17 protein-coding genes and 1 pseudogene are annotated in these 21,456 nt (G+C 68.6%); 8 read left to right on the top strand and 10 right to left on the bottom strand.

What is annotated here, in order from left to right; translation table 11 throughout:
* Positions 1–99: 99 nt before the first annotated feature.
* A complete protein-coding gene (locus AWB89_RS04785; RefSeq protein ID WP_085171927.1) occupies positions 100–1,452 on the bottom strand; it encodes a salicylate synthase in 1,353 nt (450 codons plus the stop codon).
* A gap of 352 nt (positions 1,453–1,804) precedes the next feature.
* Between AWB89_RS04785 and AWB89_RS04780 the strand changes: the two genes are divergently transcribed.
* Complete coding sequence (locus tag AWB89_RS04780; protein ID WP_085104220.1) at positions 1,805–3,043, top strand: sodium-dependent bicarbonate transport family permease; 1,239 nt, start codon at positions 1,805–1,807, stop codon at positions 3,041–3,043.
* A gap of 231 nt (positions 3,044–3,274) precedes the next feature.
* Positions 3,275–4,513 carry a sodium-dependent bicarbonate transport family permease gene (locus tag AWB89_RS04775; RefSeq protein ID WP_085171925.1) on the top strand — a complete coding sequence of 413 codons (1,239 nt, stop codon included), beginning with the start codon at positions 3,275–3,277 and terminating at the stop codon, positions 4,511–4,513.
* Positions 4,514–4,517: 4 nt separating this feature from the next.
* Here the strand turns inward: AWB89_RS04775 and hemW are convergent, their stop codons facing one another.
* The gene (hemW, locus tag AWB89_RS04770) at positions 4,518–5,690 is read right to left on the bottom strand and encodes a radical SAM family heme chaperone HemW (RefSeq protein ID WP_085104241.1); all 1,173 of its coding nucleotides are present in this window, start codon (positions 5,688–5,690) and stop codon (positions 4,518–4,520) included.
* 221 nt (positions 5,691–5,911) lie between these two features.
* On the opposite strand from hemW, the gene AWB89_RS28425 reads away from it, so the two are divergent.
* The 5 genes from AWB89_RS28425 (at position 5,912) to AWB89_RS04750 (ending at position 11,262) form a co-directional block, all read left to right on the top strand.
* Positions 5,912–6,010 (top strand): Ms4527A family Cys-rich leader peptide, encoded by a 99-nt coding sequence (locus tag AWB89_RS28425; protein ID WP_372515287.1) that lies wholly within the window; start codon positions 5,912–5,914, stop codon positions 6,008–6,010.
* Between the two features lie 116 nt (positions 6,011–6,126).
* On the top strand, positions 6,127–7,794 hold the full coding sequence (locus AWB89_RS04765; RefSeq protein WP_085104224.1) for a nitrite/sulfite reductase: 1,668 nt from the start codon (positions 6,127–6,129) through the stop codon (positions 7,792–7,794).
* On the top strand, positions 7,791–8,534 hold the full coding sequence (locus AWB89_RS04760) for a phosphoadenylyl-sulfate reductase (RefSeq protein ID WP_085104226.1): 744 nt from the start codon (positions 7,791–7,793) through the stop codon (positions 8,532–8,534). Before AWB89_RS04765 ends, AWB89_RS04760 begins: the two co-directional genes overlap by 4 nt.
* Before the next feature lie 19 nt (positions 8,535–8,553).
* Positions 8,554–9,300 carry a sirohydrochlorin chelatase gene (locus AWB89_RS04755; protein WP_085171923.1) on the top strand — a complete coding sequence of 249 codons (747 nt, stop codon included), beginning with the start codon at positions 8,554–8,556 and terminating at the stop codon, positions 9,298–9,300.
* A 30-nt stretch (positions 9,301–9,330) separates the two neighbouring features.
* Positions 9,331–11,262 carry a gamma-glutamyltransferase family protein gene (locus AWB89_RS04750; protein WP_142282440.1) on the top strand — a complete coding sequence of 644 codons (1,932 nt, stop codon included), beginning with the start codon at positions 9,331–9,333 and terminating at the stop codon, positions 11,260–11,262.
* Positions 11,263–11,269: 7 nt separating this feature from the next.
* Here AWB89_RS04750 and AWB89_RS04745 read toward each other — a convergent pair whose 3' ends face one another.
* The 5 genes from AWB89_RS04745 to AWB89_RS04725 all read right to left on the bottom strand — a co-directional run bounded on the left by AWB89_RS04745 (position 11,270) and on the right by AWB89_RS04725 (position 15,560).
* The gene (locus tag AWB89_RS04745; RefSeq protein WP_085171921.1) at positions 11,270–12,355 is read right to left on the bottom strand and encodes a sulfate/molybdate ABC transporter ATP-binding protein; all 1,086 of its coding nucleotides are present in this window, start codon (positions 12,353–12,355) and stop codon (positions 11,270–11,272) included.
* Between the two features lie 20 nt (positions 12,356–12,375).
* Positions 12,376–13,188: a sulfate ABC transporter permease subunit CysW gene (cysW, locus tag AWB89_RS04740; RefSeq protein ID WP_085094516.1), complete on the bottom strand. Its 813-nt coding sequence runs from the start codon at positions 13,186–13,188 to the stop codon at positions 12,376–12,378.
* Positions 13,185–14,033: a sulfate ABC transporter permease subunit CysT gene (gene cysT / locus AWB89_RS04735; RefSeq protein WP_085094514.1), complete on the bottom strand. Its 849-nt coding sequence runs from the start codon at positions 14,031–14,033 to the stop codon at positions 13,185–13,187. The genes cysW and cysT overlap by 4 nt, the downstream gene beginning before the upstream one ends.
* The gene (locus AWB89_RS04730) at positions 14,030–15,076 is read right to left on the bottom strand and encodes a sulfate ABC transporter substrate-binding protein (protein WP_085094512.1); all 1,047 of its coding nucleotides are present in this window, start codon (positions 15,074–15,076) and stop codon (positions 14,030–14,032) included. The genes cysT and AWB89_RS04730 overlap by 4 nt, the downstream gene beginning before the upstream one ends.
* 289 nt (positions 15,077–15,365) lie before the next feature.
* A complete protein-coding gene (locus AWB89_RS04725; protein ID WP_066960619.1) occupies positions 15,366–15,560 on the bottom strand; it encodes a hypothetical protein in 195 nt (64 codons plus the stop codon).
* 199 nt (positions 15,561–15,759) lie between these two features.
* On the opposite strand from AWB89_RS04725, the gene AWB89_RS04720 reads away from it, so the two are divergent.
* Positions 15,760–17,811: a glycoside hydrolase family 15 protein gene (locus tag AWB89_RS04720; protein WP_085094510.1), complete on the top strand. Its 2,052-nt coding sequence runs from the start codon at positions 15,760–15,762 to the stop codon at positions 17,809–17,811.
* A gap of 9 nt (positions 17,812–17,820) precedes the next feature.
* Here AWB89_RS04720 and AWB89_RS04715 read toward each other — a convergent pair whose 3' ends face one another.
* The 3 genes and pseudogenes from AWB89_RS04715 to lepA form a co-directional block, all read right to left on the bottom strand.
* Positions 17,821–18,585, bottom strand: a complete 765-nt coding sequence (locus AWB89_RS04715) for a sensor domain-containing protein (protein ID WP_193791358.1) — start codon at positions 18,583–18,585, stop codon at positions 17,821–17,823.
* A gap of 132 nt (positions 18,586–18,717) precedes the next feature.
* Positions 18,718–19,497, bottom strand: a complete 780-nt coding sequence (locus tag AWB89_RS04710; protein WP_085171919.1) for a sensor domain-containing protein — start codon at positions 19,495–19,497, stop codon at positions 18,718–18,720.
* Between the two features lie 2 nt (positions 19,498–19,499).
* Positions 19,500–21,455 (bottom strand): annotated as a pseudogene (gene lepA, locus AWB89_RS04705) (translation elongation factor 4).
* Position 21,456: the final 1 nt, after the last annotated feature.

Genomic DNA, 21,456 nt, shown 5'->3' with positions numbered 1-21,456 from the left:
GCCGGGCGACGGGCCTGCTGCCGCGGCGAGATCGACGCCAGCGTGCAGCCCACTCGCACTTCTTCGCGCCGGCGTCGGTCTCGGCGAAACCCCCGGGCGCTAGGGCCGGGCGATCAGGTACGGCGCGAGCGTCGACAGCTTTTCGCAGGTCTCCTCGAATTCGCGCTCGGGCGCGGACTCTTCGATGATCCCGGCACCGGCCCGCAACCACGTCTTGCCGTCGCATTCGTAGGCCGCCCGCAGCGTTAGCGCCGCATCGAGGCCGCCGTCCGCCGAAAACATCACGACCGCACCCGAATACAGCCCGCGCGGGCCTTCATCGAGGCGCAGGATGGCCTCGACGGCGGCGGCCTTCGGGATGCCCGAGGCCGTGACGGCCGGAAAGAGCGCTTCCAGCGCGTCCATCCGGTCGCTCGACGGGTCCAGTCGCGCGGTGACCGTGGAACCCAGGTGCTGCACGCTCCCCCGCTCCCGCACCGTCATGAAGTCGCTGACCACCGCGGTTCCGGGTTCGGCGATCTCGGTGATCTCCTGCAACGAGCTGCGCACCGAAATAGCGTGCTCGACAATCTCTTTGGAGTTCGATTCCAGGTCTTCGCGGGCCTGGCGATCACGCGCCGCACCGCGGCCGAGCGCGCGTGTGCCGGCCAGCGGCTCGGTCACCACGGCGCCGTCGCGGCGCACGGCCGCCACGAGTTCGGGGCTGTAGCCGAGGGCGCGAATCCCGCCGAGCCGCAACAAGAACGACCGCACCGGGGTGTTGTGCCGCCGGCCCAGCCGGTAGGTGGCGGGGAAGTCCAGCGCGAAAGGGACTGCGACGCAACGGGACAGGATCACCTTGTGGTAGCGGCCGGTCGCGATCTCCCGGACGGCCGCGGCCACCCGGTCGCGGTAGCAGGACGGGTCGGCGCTCACGTCGACCGCGCGGGCGTCGGGCAAGCCGCCCACGCCGTCGCCCACCAAGCCGAGCACCGCCTCGGTGTGGCCGGCGTCGGCGCCGTGGACGCGAACCGCCTCGCGGGTCACCTCGATGCGGGTGCGGGGCCAAAACACCCGCGCCAGGGGTGTGCGGGGCGTCAGCCGCTCCTGCAACCCGTAGCGGTGGACGCCGAATTCGAAGGTGACCCAGCCGAAAAGCTGGTCGGTTTCGAGCAGCAGCCGGTCGATCGCTTCGGCCAGGACCGGGCCGGGCCGCCCGGACCATGGTTGCCTCTGGATGACGCCGTCGCGGATCACCCGCAGCTCGTCGCTGTCCAGCTCGACCATCGCCCGCACACCGCTGGCCAGTACCCATTGCCCGCCTTGCTCGTAGAGCAGGTACTCCTCGCCGAGGCGCTCCGGCAGCGCGCCGGCCAGCGCGGCGGCCAAATCGGCCGGATGGACGTCGGGGGGCAACGGAATCGGCGGTGACGTGGAGCCTGCGGGACTCGTCTCGACGCTGACCTCGGTCACGGTTAGTAAATGTAGCCTAACCTATCTAACTCCGCGCAACCCCTCCCCTCGCACCGCGGGACCGGTCTCGCCACGCCCGTGCCGCTCCCACACAGCGAATCACCAGAAAAGTCACAGTGGATTCACGTCAAGCCCAACACACACCGTCCGACCAGCGGCGCTGTGACCATAGGCTTTAGGGAAAATCCGCTCTTTCGATACGGCTGTGTAAAACATGGGCCTTTCGCGCTGTGTCCGAGTGGCGCACCCCTATCGGCGGGGTTAAGTTTTGCACCGGTTTCGGGATGGCGTGGTTGCCCCGGTTGTGCACGGTGCTTCCCCTGATCACCGCTTCAAAAAGAGAGGCACCCCAATGCTGCAAGAGTTCTGGCACAACTTCACCCACAACCTGTTCAAGCCACTCCTGCTGTTCTTTTACTTCGGCTTTTTGATCCCGATCCTGAAGGTGCGGTTCGAGTTCCCGTATGTGATCTATCAGGGCCTGACGATGTACCTGCTGCTGGCCATCGGCTGGCACGGCGGCGAGGAGCTCGCCAAGATCAAGCCCGAGGAGATAGGGACCATCACGGGTTTTGTGGTCCTGGGCTTCGTGCTGAACTTCGTGATCGGGGGGCTGGCGTACCTGCTGCTCGGCCGCATGAGTTCGATGCGACGAATCGACAAGGCGACGGTCGCCGGCTACTACGGGTCCGACTCCGCCGGCACCTTCGCCACCTGCGTGGCCGTGTTGACGGCGATCGGCATGGCGTTCAACGCCTACATGCCCGTGATGCTGGCCGTCATGGAGATCCCCGGCTGCCTGGTGGCTCTGTACCTGGTCGCGCGGCTGCGACACCGCGGCCTGAGCGAAGCCGGGTACATGCCCGACGAGCCCGGCTATGTTGCGCCGGTCAGGGTCGGCATCGGCCCCGGCACCGCCGCGCAACCCCCGCACGGGCAGAGCCTCGCGGACGAGCACGACCGCGGAGTCGAGGCGGAGCTCGAGCTCTCGATGGAAAAACTCGAGCACCCGAACTGGGAGCCGGATCAAACCCCGGCCATCGGTAAGCCCAAGCGGATGCCGATCTTCTCCCGCGAGCTGTTGCAGGAGGTTTTCCTCAACCCGGGGCTCGTCCTTCTGATGGGCGGCATCCTGATCGGCCTCATCAGTGGGCTGCAGGGGCAGAAGGTCGTAGCGGACGACGACAAGTTCTTCGTCCTGGCGTTCCAAGGCGTCCTGTGTCTGTTCCTGCTCGAAATGGGCATGACGGCGTCGCGCAAGCTGCGGGACCTGCGATCGGCCGGACCCGGTTTCATCTTCTTCGGTTTGCTTGCGCCGAATATCTTTGCCCCGCTTGGGATCTTGGTCGCCCATTCCTACGCCTACCTCACCCACAGCGACTTCAAGCCGGGGACCTACGTGCTGTTCGCGGTGCTGTGCGGCGCGGCCTCGTACATCGCCGTGCCGGCGGTGCAACGGCTGGCGATCCCCGAGGCCAGCCCCACCCTGCCGCTGGCGGCATCGCTGGGCTTGACGTTCTCCTACAACGTCACCATCGGAATCCCGCTCTACATCGAGATCAACCGCCTGATCGGGCACTGGTTCACCTAAAGGCTCGACGAGCCGGATCGCTCGCAAGGGCGTTTGCCGCGCACAAACAAGCACGCGCGCGTTGCCGCGGGGTTTGAGTGCGAACGCGTTACGCACTGTTAACGATTCGTAAAGAGGCCTTCACTCGATTGACTCAAGCCCCATGAGTCCCCAAGGTACTAATGATGTTTGTGGACTCCACGGCGTTGGCTGCTGCTTGCCGCACCGCCGAATTGATCGTCGGAGGCGCTAATGCTGCATGAGTTCTGGGAGAACTTCACCCACAATCTGTTCAAGCCGCTGTTGTTGTTCTTCTACTTCGGTTTTCTCATTCCGATCATGAAGGTGCGGTTCGAATTTCCGTACGTGATCTATCAGGGTTTGACCATGTACCTGCTGGTGTCGATCGGCTGGCAGGGCGGCGAAGAACTCGCCAAAATCCAGCCCGCCGACATCGACAACATCGCCGGCTTCGCGCTGATGGGTTTCGCGCTGAACTTCGTCATCGGGGTCCTGGCGTATGTGGTGCTGAAATACACGACGGCCATGCGCCGAGTCGACCGGGCGACGGTCGCCGGCTATTACGGCTCGGACTCCGCGGGAACCTTCGCCACCTGCGTGGCGGTCCTGTCGGGCGTGGGCATCGCGTTCAACGCGTACATGCCGGTGTTGCTGGCCATCATGGAGATTCCGGGCTGCCTGGTCGCGCTGTACCTGGTGATGCGGCTGCGCCACCGCGGTCTCAACGAATCGGGCTATATGCCGGACGAGCCCGGCTACGTCGCGCCGGTTCGGGTCGGGGTCGGCCCGGGCACCGCGGCGCGGCCCCTGCCCGGTGAGACGCTCAGCTCCGAGGACGGCGCCGAGCAGGCGCTGGAACTCTCGCTGGAAAAACTGGAGCATCCCAACTGGGAGCCCGATCAGAGCCCGCCCCGGGGCAAGGCCAAGCGGATGCCGATCTTCTCCCGCGAGCTCCTCCAGGAGGTCTTTCTCAACCCGGGTCTCATCCTTTTGGTCGGCGGCATCGTCATCGGTTTCGTCAGTGCGCTGCAGGGCCAAAAGGTCGTTCACGACCAGAACGAACTCTTCGTCGCGGCGTTTCAGGGTGTGCTGTGCCTGTTCCTGCTCGAGATGGGCATGACGGCGTCGCGCAAATTGCACGACCTCAAGCTCGCCGGGCGGGGTTTCATCCTCTTCGGCCTGCTGGCGCCCAACTTGTTTGCGGCGCTGGGGATCCTGGCCGCCTACACCTACGCCGACCTGACCGACACCCACTTCCAGCCCGGCACCTACGTGCTGTTCGCGGTGCTGTGCGGCGCGGCGTCCTACATCACGGTCCCCGCGGTGCAGCGGCTGGCGATCCCCGAGGCCAGCCCGACGCTGCCGCTGGCCGCGTCGCTGGGCTTGACGTTCTCCTACAACGTGACCATCGGGATTCCGCTCTACATCGAGTTCAATCGCCTTGTCGCGCATTGGTTCCCGGGCGTGTAGGAACTCATCCGAGCAGCGTGCGCACCACCCCGTCGGCCAGCAGCCGGCCGCGCGGCGTGAGCACCAGCCGCTCACCCTCGGCCACCAGCAGCCCGTCGGCCACGGCGGTCTGCGCGTTCTGACGTTCGGCGTCGCCCAGCCGGTCCAGCGGAAGTCCTTGTCTCAACCGGGTTTTCAACAGCACCTCCTCGGTGTGCAGCGCGTCGCCGTCGAGCTGCTCGAAACCCGAGACTGGAAGTGTGCCACCTGCCAGCAGTTCGGCATAGTTGTTGGGGTGCTTGACGTTCCACCAGCGCGTCGCGCCGACGTATCCGTGGGCCCCCGGCCCCGCACCCCACCACTGGCCGCCGTTCCAGTAGCCGAGGTTGTGCCGGCATTCGCCGCCGGGCCGGCTCCAGTTGGACACCTCATACCAGTTCAAGCCGGCCTCGGACAGCCGGGCGTCGACCAGCTCGTAGCGGTGCGCCAGCACGTCGTCGTCCGGCGCGGACAGCTCCCCGCGCCGGACCCGCCGGGCCAGCGCGGTGCCCTCCTCCACGACCAGGGCGTAGGCCGACACGTGGTCGACGCCGGTGCTGACCGCGGTGTCGACGGAGCTCAGCAGGTCGTCGTCGGACTCCCCCGGCGTGCCGTAGATCAGGTCGAGGCTGACGTGTTCGAAGCCCTCGGCCAGCGCCTCGCGGGCCGCGGCCGCCGACCGGTTCGGCGTGTGTATCCGGTCGAGGACCCCGAGCACCCGCGGGGACACCGACTGCATGCCCAGCGACACCCGCGTGTAGCCGGCGGCGCGGGTCGCCGCGAAGAAGTCCGGCCAGGCCGACTCCGGGTTGGCCTCGGTGGTGATCTCGGCGTCGGGTGCCAGGACGAAGTGGTCGCGCACCATGCCCAGCAGCCGGGCGATCCGCTCGCCACCCAGCAGCGACGGCGTCCCGCCGCCGACGAACACCGTGCTCACGGTCGGTCCGTCCAGCCGGGCGGCCGCCAGCCGAAGCTCCGCCCCGAGCGCCTCCATCCACGCGTCGGGGTTGACGCCGCCCAGTTCGGCCGGGGTATAGGTGTTGAAGTCGCAATAACCGCACCGCGTGAAGCAGAACGGGACGTGGACGTAGAGCCCGAAGGGCCGGCCGGGGGTCGGCTGCACGGCGGGCAGGTCGCCCGCGGCCTCGCGAAGTGGCATGCCAAATCCTCCCACGGCGGCCCGGCCGAGCCGTGCGGCGTCCGCGCCGGCGCGCAGATCGCCGCTGGTCACCGCCCATAAGCGCGTTCCAGGCGGGGCCCGCCCGGTTCCCAGGTGATTGGCGGCTCGGTGTGCCCGGGCGCCCAGGGTCGCCACCTACTTTGGGTCAGCGTGAGGAAAAATATGACCTGCTCGCAACCCCCGGCACGGGCCATGGCAGAATGGCCTCCGTGACCGCCAACCGCACCTTGCGCATCGCCCTCGTGGCGCGGCGGCACATTGATCTCAAGCGCGTTTGCAGCTGTTGCTGTCTGCCTTGATCTCGTAGACCCGCCCCCACCTGTACCTCCAGCTGGCTGCCGGATCTGCGCCGCCGGAATAAATCGGTGAACTGCGCTGTCTGACGCCCTTGAGATCCGTGAAGGAGAACCCCGCAATGACAACAGCCCCTCCCGCGAAGTCCCGCAACGAGGGCCAGTGGGCGCTGGGAAATCGCGAGGCCCTCAACCCCAACGAAGAGATGAAGCAGGCCGGCGCGCCGCTCGAGGTGCGGGACCGCATCGAGAACATCTACGCGCAGGGCGGATTCGACAGCATCGACAAGAGCGACCTGCGTGGCCGCTTCCGCTGGTGGGGCCTGTACACCCAGCGTGAACAGGGTTACGACGGGTCCTACACCGGCGACGAGAACGCCGAGTTGCTCGAGGCCAAGTACTTCATGATGCGAGTGCGCTGCGACGGCGGCGCGCTGTCGACGGCCGCGCTGCGCACGGTGGGCCAGATCTCGACCGAGTTCGGCCGGGACACCGCCGACATCTCCGACCGGCAGAACGTGCAGATGCACTGGATCGAGGTGGGCAACGTCCCCGAGATCTGGCGGCGGCTCGACGAGGTCGGGCTGCAGACCGCCGAGGCGTGCGGCGACTGCCCGCGCGTGATCCTGGGCTCGCCCCTCGCCGGCGAGTCCCTCGACGAGGTGCTCGACCCCACCTGGGCGATCGACGAGATCGTGCGTCGCTACATCGGCAAGCCGGACTTCGCCGACCTGCCCCGCAAGTACAAGACCGCGATCTCCGGCCTGCAGGACGTCGCGCACGAGATCAACGACATCGCCTTCATCGGCGTCAACCACCCGGAGCACGGCCCCGGCCTGGACCTCTGGGTCGGCGGGGGCCTGTCCACCAACCCGATGCTCGCCCAGCGCGTCGGCGCCTGGGTTCCGCTGGACGAGGTGCCCGAGGTGTGGGCGGCGGTGACCTCGATCTTCCGCGACTACGGCTACCGGCGCCTGCGGTCCAAGGCGCGGCTGAAGTTCCTGATCAAGGACTGGGGCATCGAAAAGTTCCGCGAGGTCCTCGAGACCGAGTACCTCAAGCGCCGGCTGATCGACGGCCCGGCCCCCGAGCCCGTCAAGCATCCGATCGACCACGTCGGGGTGCAGCGGCTCAAGAACGGGCTCAACTCCGTCGGGGTCGCCCCGATCGCGGGACGCGTGTCCGGCACCATCCTGTCGACGGTGGCCGACCTGGCCGAGCGCGCCGGCTCGAACCGGATCCGGTTCACGCCGTACCAGAAGCTGATCATCCTCGACGTGCCCGACGACAAGCTCGACGAGCTGATCGCCGGCGTGGAGGCGCTGGGTCTGCAGGCGCGCCCGTCGCAGTGGCGCCGAAACCTGATGGCCTGCACGGGGATCGAGTTCTGTAAGTTGTCTTTCGCCGAAACGCGGGGCAGGGCACAGGAATTGGTGCCCGAGCTGGAGCGTCGGCTCGAGGACCTCAACTCCCGGCTGAACGTGCCGATCACGGTCAACATCAACGGCTGCCCCAACTCGTGCGCGCGAATTCAGGTCGCCGACATCGGGTTCAAGGGCCAGATGGTCGACGACGGTCACGGCGGCTCGGTCGAGGGCTTCCAGGTGCACCTGGGCGGCAGCCTCGGCCTGGACAGCGGTTTCGGCCGAAAACTGCGTCAGCACAAGGTCACCAGCGACGAGCTGGGTGACTACATCGATCGGGTAGTGCGCAACTTCATCAAGCACCGGAGCGACGGCGAACGATTCGCGCAGTGGGTCGTTCGCGCCGAGGAAGGCGACTTGCGATGAGCATAGAAACGACCAGCCCCACGGAGGCCGACCTGCGTGAGCTGGCCGCCCGTGGCGCGGCGGAGCTCGAGGGCGCCAGCGCCACCGACCTGCTGCGCTGGACCGACGACCACTTCGGCGGCATCAACGGCCCCCGGGGCTGGGCGACCTGCAACTACGTGGTGGCGTCCAGCATGCAGGAGGCCGTGCTGATCGACCTGGCCGCGAAGGTGCGGCCCGGAGTGCCGGTGATGTTCCTGGACACCGGCTACCACTTCGTGGAGACCATCGGCACCCGCGACGCCATCGAGTCCGTCTACGACATCCGGGTGGTCAACGTCACGCCCGAGCACACCGTGGCCGAGCAGGACAGGCTGCTGGGCAAGGACCTCTTCGCGCGTGACCCCGGCGAGTGCTGCCGGCTGCGCAAGGTCGCCCCGCTCGGCAAGGCGCTGCGCGGCTACTCGGCGTGGGTCACCGGGCTGCGCCGTAGCGACTCACCGACTCGCGCGAACGCCCCGCTGGTCAGCTTCGACGAGGGCTACAAGCTGGTGAAGGTCAACCCGCTGGCGGCGTGGACCGACGAGGACATGCAGAACTACATCGACGAGCACGACGTGCTGGTCAATCCCCTTGTCTACGACGGCTATCCGTCGATCGGCTGCGCGCCCTGCACCGCCAAGCCGGCCGAGGGCGCCGACCCGCGCAGCGGGCGCTGGCAGGGGCACGCCAAGACGGAATGCGGGTTGCACGCGTCGTGACCGCGCCGCGCCGGCGACGATGCAGAGGGAAGCGATGAGGAGGAGCGGCGCCATGACCTTGGTGCTGACCGCGCACGGAAGCAAGGATCCACGGTCGGCGGCCAACGCCCGGGCCGTCGCCGGCGACCTCGCGCGCATGCGGCCCGGCCTGGACGTGCGGCCGGCCTTCTGCGAGCTGAACACGCCCAGCCTGGCCGACGTGCTGCGCGACCTGCCGGGCGGCGCGGTGGTCACCCCGTTGCTGTTGGCGAACGCCTACCACGCGCGCGTCGACATCCCGACCCAGATCGCCCGGTCGGGTGCCGAAGTTGCGCTGGCTCGCGTGCTCGGCGAGGATCCGCGGCTGGTTTCGCTGCTGCGGCAACGGGTTACGGACCTCGGCGTCTCCCGCCACGACGACCGGGTCGGCGTGCTGGTGGCGGCGATCGGTTCCTCCGACCCGCGCGCCAACGCGCGCACCCGGCAGGTGGCGCCCCAGCTGCTGGCGCGCACGAGTTGGGCGGGCGCGACGACGGCGTTCGTGACCCGTCCGGAACCGTCGCTGGCCGAGGCCGCCGGTCGGCTGCGCCGGCAGGGCGCGCGGCGGGTGGTCATCGCTCCGTGGTTCCTGGCGCCCGGCCTGCTGCCGGACCGCGTGCGCGAGTTCGCCGACGACGCCGGCATCGAGCTGGCGGAACCCCTGGGCGCGCACCGCTTGGTCGCCGAGACGGTGCTGGACCGCTTCGACCAGGCGCTGGCGTCTTCCGCCGGCCGCATCGCCGCCTGATTCGCTGGAGTTGCCAGTAAACTGCGTGTCTTGAACACGCCCCGGCGAATTGAAGCGCTGCTGGCCGCGCTGGCGGTGGGGCTGGCGGGGTGTGGCGGCAACCACCCGCCCCCGCCCCACGCGGCGGGTCCGTGCGAAATCGTGCCCAACGGCGCGCCCACGTCGCAGGCCGGCCCCGGTCTATCGTCGTCGAGAAACCTCTCGGCCAGTCCCGAGGCCGCGACCGGGTATCGCAGCGACATGACGGTGGTGCGCACGGCGCACTACGCGGTGGCCACCGCCAATCCGCTGTCCACGCAGGCGGCCTGCCGGGTGCTGCGTGACGGCGGCACCGCGGCCGACGCGATGGTGGTGGCCCAGGCGGTCCTGGGCCTGGTCGAGCCGCAGTCGTCGGGCCTGGGCGGCGGCGGATTCGCGGTGTACTACGACGCGGGCGCCGGCACGGTGCAGGCCTACGACGGCCGCGAAACCGCCCCCGCGGCCGCCACCGAGAACTACCTGCGCTGGCTAAGCGACACCGACCGCGGGGCACCCGTCCCCGACGCGCGCGCCTCGGGCCGATCGATCGGGGTCCCGGGCATTCCGCGGATGCTCGAACTCGTGCACAACGAGCACGGCCGCACGCCGTGGCGCGATCTCTTCAGCCCGGCAATCGCGTTGGCCGACAACGGCTTCGACATCAGCCCCAGGCTGGCCGCCGCCATCGTCGACTCGGCGGCACAGCTGCGGGTCGACCCGCACGCGCGCGCATACTTCCTGAACCCGGACGGCGGCCCGAAGGCCGCCGGCACCCGGCTGACCAACCCCGCCTACTCAAAGACCTTGTCCGCCATCGCTTCCTCCGGCGTCACCCCCTTCTACACCGGCGACATCGCCCGGGACATCCTCGCCGAAGCCGGCGACACCTCCGGCGGGCGCACCCCGAGCCTGATGACCAACGAGGACCTGGCGAGCTACGTCGCCAAGAAGCGTGACCCGCTGTGCACCACGTATCGCGGCCGGCAGGTCTGCGGCATGCCCGCCCCGTCGTCGGGCGGCGTCGCGGTGGCGGCCACGCTGGGAATCCTCGAGCGCTTCCCCATGGCCGACTATCCGCCCACCCAGATCGACCTCAACGGCGGCCGCCCCAGCGTGATGGGCGTTCACCTGGTCTCCGAGGCCGAGCGGCTGGCCTACGCCGACCGTGACAAGTACGTCGCCGACGCCGATTTCGTCGCGCCGCCCGGCGGATCGCTCGCCACGCTGATCGACCCGGGCTATCTGGCCGGGCGCGCCGCGCTGATCTCGCCGCAGCACAGCATGGGAACCGCCAAGCCCGGTGACTTCGGCCTGCCCGGCGGCGCGCCGCCCGGGCAAGAGCACGGCACCAGCCACGTCAGCATCATCGATTCCTACGGCAACGCGGCCGCGTTCACGACGACCGTCGAGTCGCCGTTCGGCTCGTTTCACATGGCCGACGGCTTCGTGCTCAACAACCAGCTCACCGACTTCGCCGCCAACCCCAACGCGGCCGACGGGTCGCCGGTGGCCAACCGCGTCCAACCCGGAAAGCGGCCCCGCAGCTCGATGGCGCCCACGCTGGTGTTCGACGCCGCGCCGGCGGGGCGCGGCCCGCTGTACGCGGTGACGGGCTCACCCGGCGGTTCGACAATCATCCAGTATGTCGTGAAAACCCTTGTCGCGATGCTGGATTGGGGGCTGAACCCGCAGCAGGCGGTGTCCCTGGTCGACTTCGGTGCGGACAACTCGCCGCAAACCAACGTCGGCGGCGAGGATCCGGAGATCAACCGGTCCGACAACGGCGACCACGATCCCCTGGTGCAGGGCCTGCGCGCGCTGGGGCATCAGGTGAATCTGACCGACCAGTCCAGCGGGCTTTCGGCGATCACCCGCAGCTCGGCTCAGTGGACCGGCGGCGCCGATCCCCGCCGGGAGGGTGCGGTGATGGGCGACACCGCCTAGCCCGAGCTCACGCGGACGTCAGCGTGCTGCGGTCCTCGTCGGCGCCCCCGCCGGCCGGGATCGCGACGTCGCTGGGCAGCGGTGGCACGCGGGTCGCCCGCACGTAGACGGTGTCGCCGTCGCGCAGGGCCAGCGCCTCGGCGTCGCCGCGGGTGATCTGCGCGGTGAAGGCGCCGCCGGTGGCCGCGCTGGTCATCTCGACGCGCACCTCGAACCCCAGCGCGACCACCCGGTCCACCGTCGCGCGCACCACGCCGATGGATTCCGCGGTGCCGTCCCCGCCGGCGACGGCCATGTCGGGCTTGCGGCCGACGCGGATGTCGTGCGGGCGCACCAACGCGCCGTTCAGCTCGGAAACCGCGCCCAAGAACGACATCACGAACGCGCTCGCCGGGGAGTCGTAGACCTCGGTGGGCGATCCGACCTGCTCGATGCGGCCCTTGTTCAGCACCGCGATCCGGTCGGCCACATCGAGCGCCTCGGCCTGGTCGTGGGTGACCAGCACCGTGGTGACGTGCACCTCGTCGTGCAGGCGCCGCAGCCACGCCCGCAGATCCTCGCGCACCTTGGCGTCCAGCGCCCCGAACGGCTCGTCGAGCAGCAGCACCTGCGGGTCCACGGCCAGCGCCCGGGCCAGCGCCATGCGCTGTCGCTGCCCGCCGGAAAGCTGGTTGGGATAGCGGGTTTGAAATCCGCTCAGCCCCACCACCTCCAGCAGGTTGTCGACCTTCTCCTTGATCTCGGCCTTGGGGCGCTTGCGAATCCGCAACCCGTAGGCGACGTTGTCCCGAACGGTCAGGTGCTTGAAGGCGGCGTAGTGCTGAAACACAAACCCGATGCCGCGGCGCTGGGGCGGCACCCCGGTGACGTCGCGGCCGTTGATCGTGACGGTTCCGCTGTCAGGCTGGTCCAGGCCGGCGATGGCCCGCAGCAGCGTCGACTTGCCCGAACCGCTGGGCCCCAGCAACGCCGTCAGCGAGCCCTTGGGCACCACGAAGTCCACGTGGTCCAGCGCGACGAAGTCGCCGTACTGTTTGTACGCGTCGTGCACGATGATCGCGTTGTCACCGCGCTCAACTCGGCTGTCGGTCATCACGAGTCTCCTTGTCGCGCTTACCTGGTCGCTCGCGCCCGGCGGGCGTCGAGAACCAGCTGGAAGATCAGGACCAACACGGCCACCCCCATCAGCAGCGTGGACAGCGCGTAGGCGCCGTACTCCGCCCCGCGGTTGTAGCGGTCGGCGACGAGCAACGTCAGGGTCTGCGACTTGCCGGGCAGGTTGGACGACACGATGATCACCGCGCCGAATTCGCCGAGGGTGCGCGCCACGGTGAGCACGACGCCGTAGGTCAAGCCCCACCGAATCGACGGCAACGTGATGCGCCAGAACGTCTGCCACCAGCCCGACCCGAGGGTGGCTGCCGCCTCCTCCTGGTCGGTGCCCAGCTCGTGCAGCACCGGCTCCACCTCGCGCACCACGAACGGCAGGGTGACGAAGATGCTGGCCAACACGATCCCGGGCAGCCCGAAGATGATCTTCAACCCGAGGTCGCGTTCGACGAAGCCGAAGGCGCCGCCCGCCCCCCACAGCAGGATCAACGCCACACCCACGATGACGGGCGACACCGCGAACGGCAGGTCGATGACCGCCTGCAGCACCCCCTTGCCGCGGAAACGGTTGCGCGCCAGCACAAGTGCGGTCGGAATGCCGAACACCACGTTGAGCGGCACCACGATCGCCACCACCAGCAGCGTCAGATTCAGCGCCGAGATGGCCGCCGGCGTGCTCACCCAGTCGAAGAACTGGCCGAGGCCGGGCCGGAAGGTCCGCCACAGGATTAGCGTCACCGGAACAACGAGTAACACGAAGATGTAGCCCAGCGCTACGAATCGGATCAGATAGCGAACCCGGGACGAGGACGTCATGCGGCGAGTTCCTGACGCTTGGCGGCCCGCCCGCCCACGATCCGCAAGACGAGCAGCACGAAAAAGGAGATCGCCAGCAGCACAATGGATATCGCGGCGGCACCGGTGCGGTCGTCGTTTTCGATCAGCGTCCGTATCCACTGCGACGACACCTCGGTCTTGCCGGGGACGGCGCCGCCGATCAGCACCACCGAGCCGAACTCGCCGATCGCTCGCGAGAACGCCAGCCCCGCACCGGATAGCAGGGCGGGCGTGAGGGACGGCAGCATGACCGAGGTGAAGACCTTCGGACCGCTGGCGCCCAGCGACGCCGCCGCCTCCTCGGTCTCCCGGTCCATTTCCAGCAGCACCGGCTGAACGGCGCGCACCACGAAGGGCAGCGTGACGAAGGCCAACGCCACCGCCACACCCCACGCGGTGTGCTGCAGGTGCAGCCCGACCGGGCTGTTGTTGCCGTACAGGGCCAGCATCACCAGGCTGGCCACGATGGTCGGCAGCGCGAAGGGGAGGTCGATGATCGCGTCGACGAGCCGCTTGCCGAAGAAGTCGTCGCGCACCAGTACCCACGCGATCAGCAGGCCGAACACCACGTTGACGGCCGTGACCCCGGCGGAGATGGTCAGCGTCACCCGGAACGACTCCAGGGCGGCGTTCGACGTGACCGCGAGCCAGAAGGCGTGCCAGCCACCGGCGGCGGCCTGCCACGCGATGGCGGCCAGCGGCAGCAGCACGATCACCGAAAGCCACAGCGTCGCAACGCCGACCCGCAGTGACGTCGTTCCGGATCCCCGCAGCCGCCAGGCGCCGGCCGGCGTCTGGTATTCGGGCGTGACAGTGGCCGTCATCCGGTGGCCTGCGTGTAGATCTTGGTGATGCTGCCGGTGTTCTTGTCGAACAGCTGCGGATCCGTTGTCCCCCAGCCGCCGAGGTCGGCGATGGTCCACAGTTTGGCCGGCGCCGGATACTGGTCGCGGAAGTCGGCGGCGACGGCCGGGTCGACGGGCCGGAACCCGGCCTGCGCCCACACCTTTTGCGCCGCGGCGGTGTACTGGAAGTTCTTGAAGGCGACGGCGGCATTGAGGTGGGAGCTGGTGCTCACCACCGCCACCGGGTTCTCGATCTTGAAGGTCTGTGACGGGTTGACGTGCTCGACGGGCTTGCCGGCCCGCTCGGTGGCGATCGCCTCGTTCTCGTAGCTGATCAACACGTCGCCACTGCCCTGGACGAAGACGTCGGTGGCCTCCCGGCCGGACCCGGGCCGCAGTTTGACGTGTTCGCGCACCAGCTTGCTGATGAAGTCGACACCCGCCTGGGCGTTGTTCCCGCCCTGGCTCTTGACGGCGTACGGCGCGAGCAGGTTCCACTTCGCCGAGCCCGAACTCAGCGGGCTGGGCGTGATGACCTCGACGCCGGGCCGCACCAGGTCGTCCCAGTCCCGGATGTTCTTCGGATTGCCCTTGCGCACAACCAGGGTCACCACCGACCCGAACGGGATCCCCTTGGTGGCGTCGGTGTTCCAGTCCTTGGACACCTTGCCGGCCTTGACCAATCGCGCGATGTCCGGCTCGACGGAGAAGTTCACCACGTCGGCCGGCTTACCGTCGACCACGCCGCGGGACTGGTCACCGGAGGCGCCGTACGAGGCGATCACCTGAACGCCCTTGCCCTCCTCCGAGGCGTTGAACGCGGGAATCACCTTGCTCCAGCCCGGTTCTGGGACCGAATAGGCGACCAGGGTGATGCTGGTGCGCGCGTTGCCCGGCCCGCCGCCCCCGACCACGTCGCTGGGGCCGCCCGCGCACGCGGCGGCGACACCGACGGTCAGCGCCAGCGCGCCGACGCACCGGAGAACCGGCCGGCGGCGGGCGCTGCCGATGTCGTTGAGCATTGGTGGCCTTTCGGTGCGGGACTTTGCATCGTGGTCCCGTTGCGGCGGAAAGGCGTTTGGCAAAGCAGGAGAATTCACGACTCCAGACCAGACCGCGCACGGGGTTTGGGAGTCAGCGACAACAGTGCACGAAGGCGGCGCATTCGAAAACACCGGACGCCTCACGCATGTCGCGAAGCCTAACAGGATCCGCCAAGGCCGTCTCGTCAGTGCGTCGCCAGCCACGCGACGATCACCAGCACGACGAGCGTGATCAAAATCAAGGTCACGTGTGACCGGGGCATGCGGGTTACCCGGGCGCCTCATCGGCGTGCCGGACCCGGCGCATCAACTTGATGCCCCGCCCGAGCAGGCCGTCGAGCACGGTCGCCGCGACGTAGGCCACCGCCAGCACGACGGGCATCACGATCAGGGCCTGCAGCACGAACGGCAGGCCGGAAAGCCACAGCTCGTTGCCGTCCCACCAATTCAGGAACGCGCTCACCCGGCTCACCCTATTCGCCCCGGCGCCGTCAAACCAACGTGGCGCGGCCCGCCGGCCGCCCGGCCGGCGTAAAAGTCACGGTGAGGGAAAAACGTCGACGTCGCGCCCGATCCCCGGGCGATGCCGCCGCCACCGGGCAAAACCCGACACCCGTGGCAAACATTGGACGCCGGGCAGGTTGACAGTCGATGATGTCGGGATGGTTCTGCACGCCCAACCCGCCGACCAGCCGGCCGACGGTGCTCCCGGGGAGCCCCCGCTGGAAGCGTTCGACACGGCTCCCGAAGCGGTGCTGCCCTCGCCGATCGATTTCAACGCGCCCGCGCCGCTCACGGCCAGCGCGTCGCTGCGGAACCCGTTTCCGCCGATCGCCGATTACGCGTTCCTGTCCGACTGGGAGACGACGTGCCTGATCTCGCCCGCGGGATCGGTGGAATGGCTGTGCGTGCCCCGGCCCGACTCGCCGAGCGTCTTCGGCGCGATCCTGGATCGCAGCGCGGGGCATTTCCGGCTCGGCCCGTACGGCGTCTCGGTGCCCTCGGCCCGCCGCTACCTGCCGGGCAGCCTGATCATGGAGACCACCTGGCAGACCCACACCGGGTGGCTGATCGTGCGCGACGCCCTGGTGATGGGCAAGTGGCACGACATCGAGCGGCGGTCGCGGACCCATCGCCGCACCCCGATGGACTGGGACGCCGAGCACATCCTGCTGCGCACCGTGCGCTGCGTCAGCGGCACCGTCGAGCTGATGATGAGCTGCGAGCCGGCGTTCGACTACCACCGCGTCGGGTCCACCTGGGAGTACTCGGCCAACGCGTACGGCGAGGCCATCGCCCGCGCCAGTAGGCAGCCGGACGCCCATCCCACGCTGCGGCTGACCACCAACCTGCGCATCGGGCTGGAGGGCCGGGAGGCGCGCGCCCGCACCCGGATGAAGGAGGGCGACGACATCTTCGTCGCCCTGAGCTGGACGAAGCATCCGGCGCCGCAGACCTACGAAGAGGCCGCCGACAAGATGTGGCAGACCACCGAGTGCTGGCGGCAGTGGATCAACATCGGCAACTTCCCCGACCACCCGTGGCGGGCCTACCTGCAGCGCAGCGCGCTCACGCTGAAAGGGTTGACCTACTCACCCACCGGCGCGCTGCTGGCGGCCAGCACCACGTCGCTTCCCGAGACGCCGCACGGAGAGCGCAACTGGGACTACCGCTACGCCTGGGTCCGCGACTCCACGTTCGCGTTGTGGGGCCTGTACACCCTGGGCCTGGACCGCGAGGCCGACGACTTCTTCGCCTTCATCGCCGACGTCTCCGGTGCCAACAGCAACGAGCGGCACCCGCTGCAGGTGATGTACGGCGTCGGCGGGGAGCGCAGCCTGGTCGAAGACGAGCTGCACCACCTGTCCGGCTACGACCACGCGCGCCCGGTGCGCATCGGCAACGGCGCCTACGACCAGGTCCAGCACGACATCTGGGGCTCGATCCTGGACTCGTTCTACCTGCATGCCAAGTCGCGCGAGCAGATCCCGGAGACGCTGTGGCCGGTGCTGAAGAAGCAGGTGGAAGAGGCGATCAAGCACTGGCGCGAGCCCGACCGCGGCATCTGGGAGGTGCGCGGCGAACCGCAGCACTTCACGTCGTCGAAGGTGATGTGCTGGGTGGCGCTCGACCGCGGCTCCAAGCTCGCCGAGCGGCAGGGTGAAAAGAGCTACGCCCAGCAGTGGCGGGCCATCGCCGAGGAGATCAAGGCCGACATCCTTGAGCACGGGGTGGACTCGCGCGGCGTGTTCACCCAGCGCTACGGCAGCGACGCGTTGGATGCCTCGCTGCTGCTGGTGGTGCTGACCCGGTTCCTGCCGCCGGACGACCCGCGCGTGCGCAACACCGTGCTGGCGATCGCCAACGAGCTCACCGAGGAGGGCCTGGTGCTGCGCTACCGGGTCGAGGAGACCGACGACGGGCTGTCCGGCGAGGAGGGCACGTTCACGATCTGCTCGTTCTGGCTGGTGTCGGCGCTGGTCGAGATCGGCGAGGTGGGCCGGGCCAAGCGGCTGTGCGAGCGGCTGCTGTCCTACGCCAGCCCGCTGCACCTCTACGCCGAGGAAATCGAGCCGCGCACCGGGCGGCACCTGGGCAACTTCCCGCAGGCGTTCACCCACCTGGCGTTGATCAACGCCGTGGTGCACGTCATCCGGGCCGAGGAGGAGGCGGACAGCACCGGGGGCTTCCAGCCCGCGAACGCGCCCATGTGACGCGGCGCGTCAGATCAGCGCGCCGACTCTGTCCATCATGGCGCGCGCGATCTCGACGGCGCTGTTGTTGATGCCGCCCGGCGCGTGCGCCGACGCCGACCGTCGTGCCGAGTTGAAGAAGTCCACCTCGACCTCGATGAGGCAATTGCCCCGCACCGCGATGGCGCGCCCCGCCGGGATGGACACCGAATCCTGGTCGGGTGACCGCCACCCCTCCCAAACCGTGGCCGCCACAACGGAATTCAACACCTGCACGTCGGTGATCTTGCCCTTGAGCCGGAACATGCCGCCCGGCAACGACGTCTGCGCGCCATCGCATTGCTGCCATTGCCGAGCAAACGTCGCGAACAACGCGTCGGCGTCGGCGGCGGTGGGCAGGCTGACCACGCCCTCCTTCACGTCCGTCACATCCGCGGGCCGGGTGGCGTGCCGCCACGCCGCGACCGCGACCTCTTCGACATCGCTGGATTCGTAGACGCCCTGCTGCAGCATCGCCGCGACGCCGAGACAGCCGTCGGGCAGAGCCGTTCCGGCGTCCTGCAGTTCCTCGGGGCCGCCGAACTGCGGCGGAAAGCGAAGGTCGAGGTCCAAGGGCTGCTTGAGGATGCGCGACAGCGTTTCATCGCCCAGCAACACATGGTCGACGGCCGGCCCGCCGAGCGATCGCGGCGCCAGGCCCGGCGCCGGCATCGCCTTGCCGCCGATGTGCGCCGCGCAGCCGCCGACGAGCAGCGCGATCGTCAGCGCGACGGCCAAGAATGAGCGGTGTTTCATGCGACCACATCGAGGTTGTCGTTAACCTTTTGTTCACCTTGATTTTAGACTTCGTTTCCCGATGACGGCCCGCGCCGCGCCGGAAACACAGGCCAGCCGCAGCGAGGTCTCAGGCTCTTTTCAGCGCCCGGCTCAGCCCAGGGCGTTGACCCTGTCCAGCATGGCGTGCGCGATGTCCACGGCGCTGGTGTCGACGTTGCCCGACCCCGGGTCGGACGAACGCCGCTCACCGAAGAAGACCACCTCGACCTCGACCAGGCAGTTGGACTGAACCCCGAGCGCTCGCGCCTGGGGCGTGGGCCGCAGGGGCGGCATGTTGGGCAGCGTCGAGGTCGCCGTATTGGTCGCGGCGACAACGGTATTCGAGGCGTCGGCCATCCGGACGTCGCTGATGGCGTTCGTCGTGCTGATGGGGCCGGTCTGTTCGGTCATCGTGGTGCCCGCGCACTGCTGCCACTGCTGCGAGAACTGCGCGAAGAGCGCGGCGGCCTGCGCGGCCGTGGGCAGCGTCACCACGCCCTCGATCACGGTGAGCACCTGCGCCGGCTCGCCGTTGTTCCACCACGACTCCGAGGCAACGTCTTTGACGTCGGCTGGCTGCGGGCCGGACAGGTACACGCTCTTCTGCAGCATCGCGGTCACGCCGAGGCAACCGGCCGGCGACACGGTCTCGTCCTTGTGGTAGAGCGTTTCCGGGCCGCCGAACTCGGGTGGGTTGCGGGCGACGAAGGGCTGGTTGAGCATCCGCGACAGCGTGGCCCCGTCGAGCAGCACCTGCTTGACGGTCGCACCGGAGAGCGGCCGCGGCTTGATATTCGGGGCCGGCTTGGCGGTGCCGCCCACCACCGTGCCGCAGCCCGCCGCCAACGTGGCGGCCAGCAGCAACGCCGTCGCCGACCCGATTCTGCGCACGGCTACTTCTTTCCCTTGTCGCCGGCCGCGTCGGTGGACAGCGCGGCGACGAACGCCTCCTGCGGCACCTCGACTCGGCCGATCGTCTTCATCCGCTTCTTGCCCTCCTTCTGCTTTTCCAGAAGTTTGCGTTTGCGGGTGATGTCACCGCCGTAGCACTTGGACAACACGTCCTTGCGGATCGCCCGGATGTTTTCGCGGGCAATGATTTTCGATCCGATCGCCGCCTGCACCGGCACCTCGAACTGCTGGCGCGGGATGAGCTCCTTGAGCTTGGTGGCCATCTTGTTGCCGTAGGCGTATGCCGAGTCCTTGTGCACGATCGCGCTGAACGCGTCGACGGCCTCGCCTTGCAGCAGGATGTCGACCTTGACCAGTTCGGCCTCTTGCTCGCCGGCCTCCTCGTAGTCGAGGCTGGCGTAGCCGCGGGTGCGCGACTTCAGGGAATCGAAGAAGTCGAAGATGATCTCGCCGAGCGGCATGGTGTAGCGCAGTTCCACCCTTTCGGGCGACAGATAATCCATGCCCCCGAGCTCCCCGCGCCGGGACTGGCACAGCTCCATGATCGTGCCGATGAACTCGCTGGGCGCGATGATGGTCGTCTTCACCACGGGCTCGTACACCGTGCGGATCTTGCCGTCCGGCCAGTCCGAGGGGTTGGTCACCCGCATTTCAGCGACCTCCTCGCCCCGGCCCTCCTTTACGACCCGATAGACGACGTTGGGCGAGGTGGAGATCAGGTCCAGGTCGAACTCGCGCTCCAGGCGCTCACGGGTGATCTCCATGTGCAGCAGGCCCAAAAAGCCGCAGCGGAATCCGAAGCCCAGCGCCACCGACGTCTCCGGCTCGTAGGTCAGGGCCGCGTCGTTCAACTGCAGCTTGTCCAGCGCGTCGCGCAGGTCCGGGTAGTCGGAGCCGTCGACGGGATAGAGCCCCGAGTACACCATCGGCTTGGGCTCGCGGTAGCCCGTCAGCGCCTCGGTCGCGCCGTGCCGGGCGGTCGTCACGGTGTCGCCGACCTTGGACTGGCGGACGTCCTTGACGCCGGTGATCAGGTAGCCCACCTCCCCCACGCCCAGGCCCTCGCTGGGCTTGGGTTCGGGCGAGACGATGCCGACCTCGAGCAATTCGTGGGTGGCGCCCGTCGACATCATCGCGATGCGCTCCCGCGGGGTGATCTTGCCGTCGACCACCCGGACGTAGGTCACCACGCCCCGATAGATGTCGTAGACCGAGTCGAAGATCATTGCGCGCGTGGGAGCGTCGGCGTCTCCCCGCGGCGACGGCACCTGGCGGACGACCTCGTCGAGCAGCTCGGGTACCCCCTCGCCGGTCTTGCCGGACACGCGCAGCACGTCGCTGGGCTCGCAGCCGATGATGTGGGCGATCTCGCCGGCGTAGCGGTCCGGGTCGGCGGCCGGCAGGTCGATCTTGTTGAGCACCGGGATGATCGTCAGGTCGCGGTCGAGCGCCAGGTAGAGGTTGGCCAGGGTCTGCGCCTCGATGCCCTGGGCCGCGTCGACCAGCAGGATGGCGCCCTCGCACGCCTCCAGCGCGCGCGACACCTCGTAGGTGAAGTCGACGTGACCGGGGGTGTCGATCAGGTGTAGGACGTACTGTTCGTCCCCGACCTTCCAGGGCAGCCGCACGTTCTGCGCCTTGATGGTGATCCCGCGCTCCCGCTCGATGTCCATCCGGTCGAGATACTGGGCGCGCATCGACCGCTCATCGACGACGCCGGTGAGTTGAAGCATCCGGTCCGCCAGCGTCGACTTGCCGTGGTCGATGTGAGCGATGATGCAGAAATTCCTGATCTGCGCCGGCGGGGTGAAGGTCTTGTCGGCGAAACTGCTGATGGGAATCTCCTGGTCTGGGCCCGCTCGAGGCCGGGTAGGCGGCGGTTCGCCGGTGTGTCCAGGGTATCCGTGCGGGGTCGTCGGGACCTACTTGGACACAATC

Origin of the sequence: Mycobacterium paraense, assembly GCF_002101815.1 — a bacterium.
GTDB lineage: Bacteria > Actinomycetota > Actinomycetes > Mycobacteriales > Mycobacteriaceae > Mycobacterium > Mycobacterium paraense.
The sequence above is the reverse complement of the archived record's forward strand: the minus strand, read 5'-3'. Positions and strand labels throughout refer to the sequence as shown.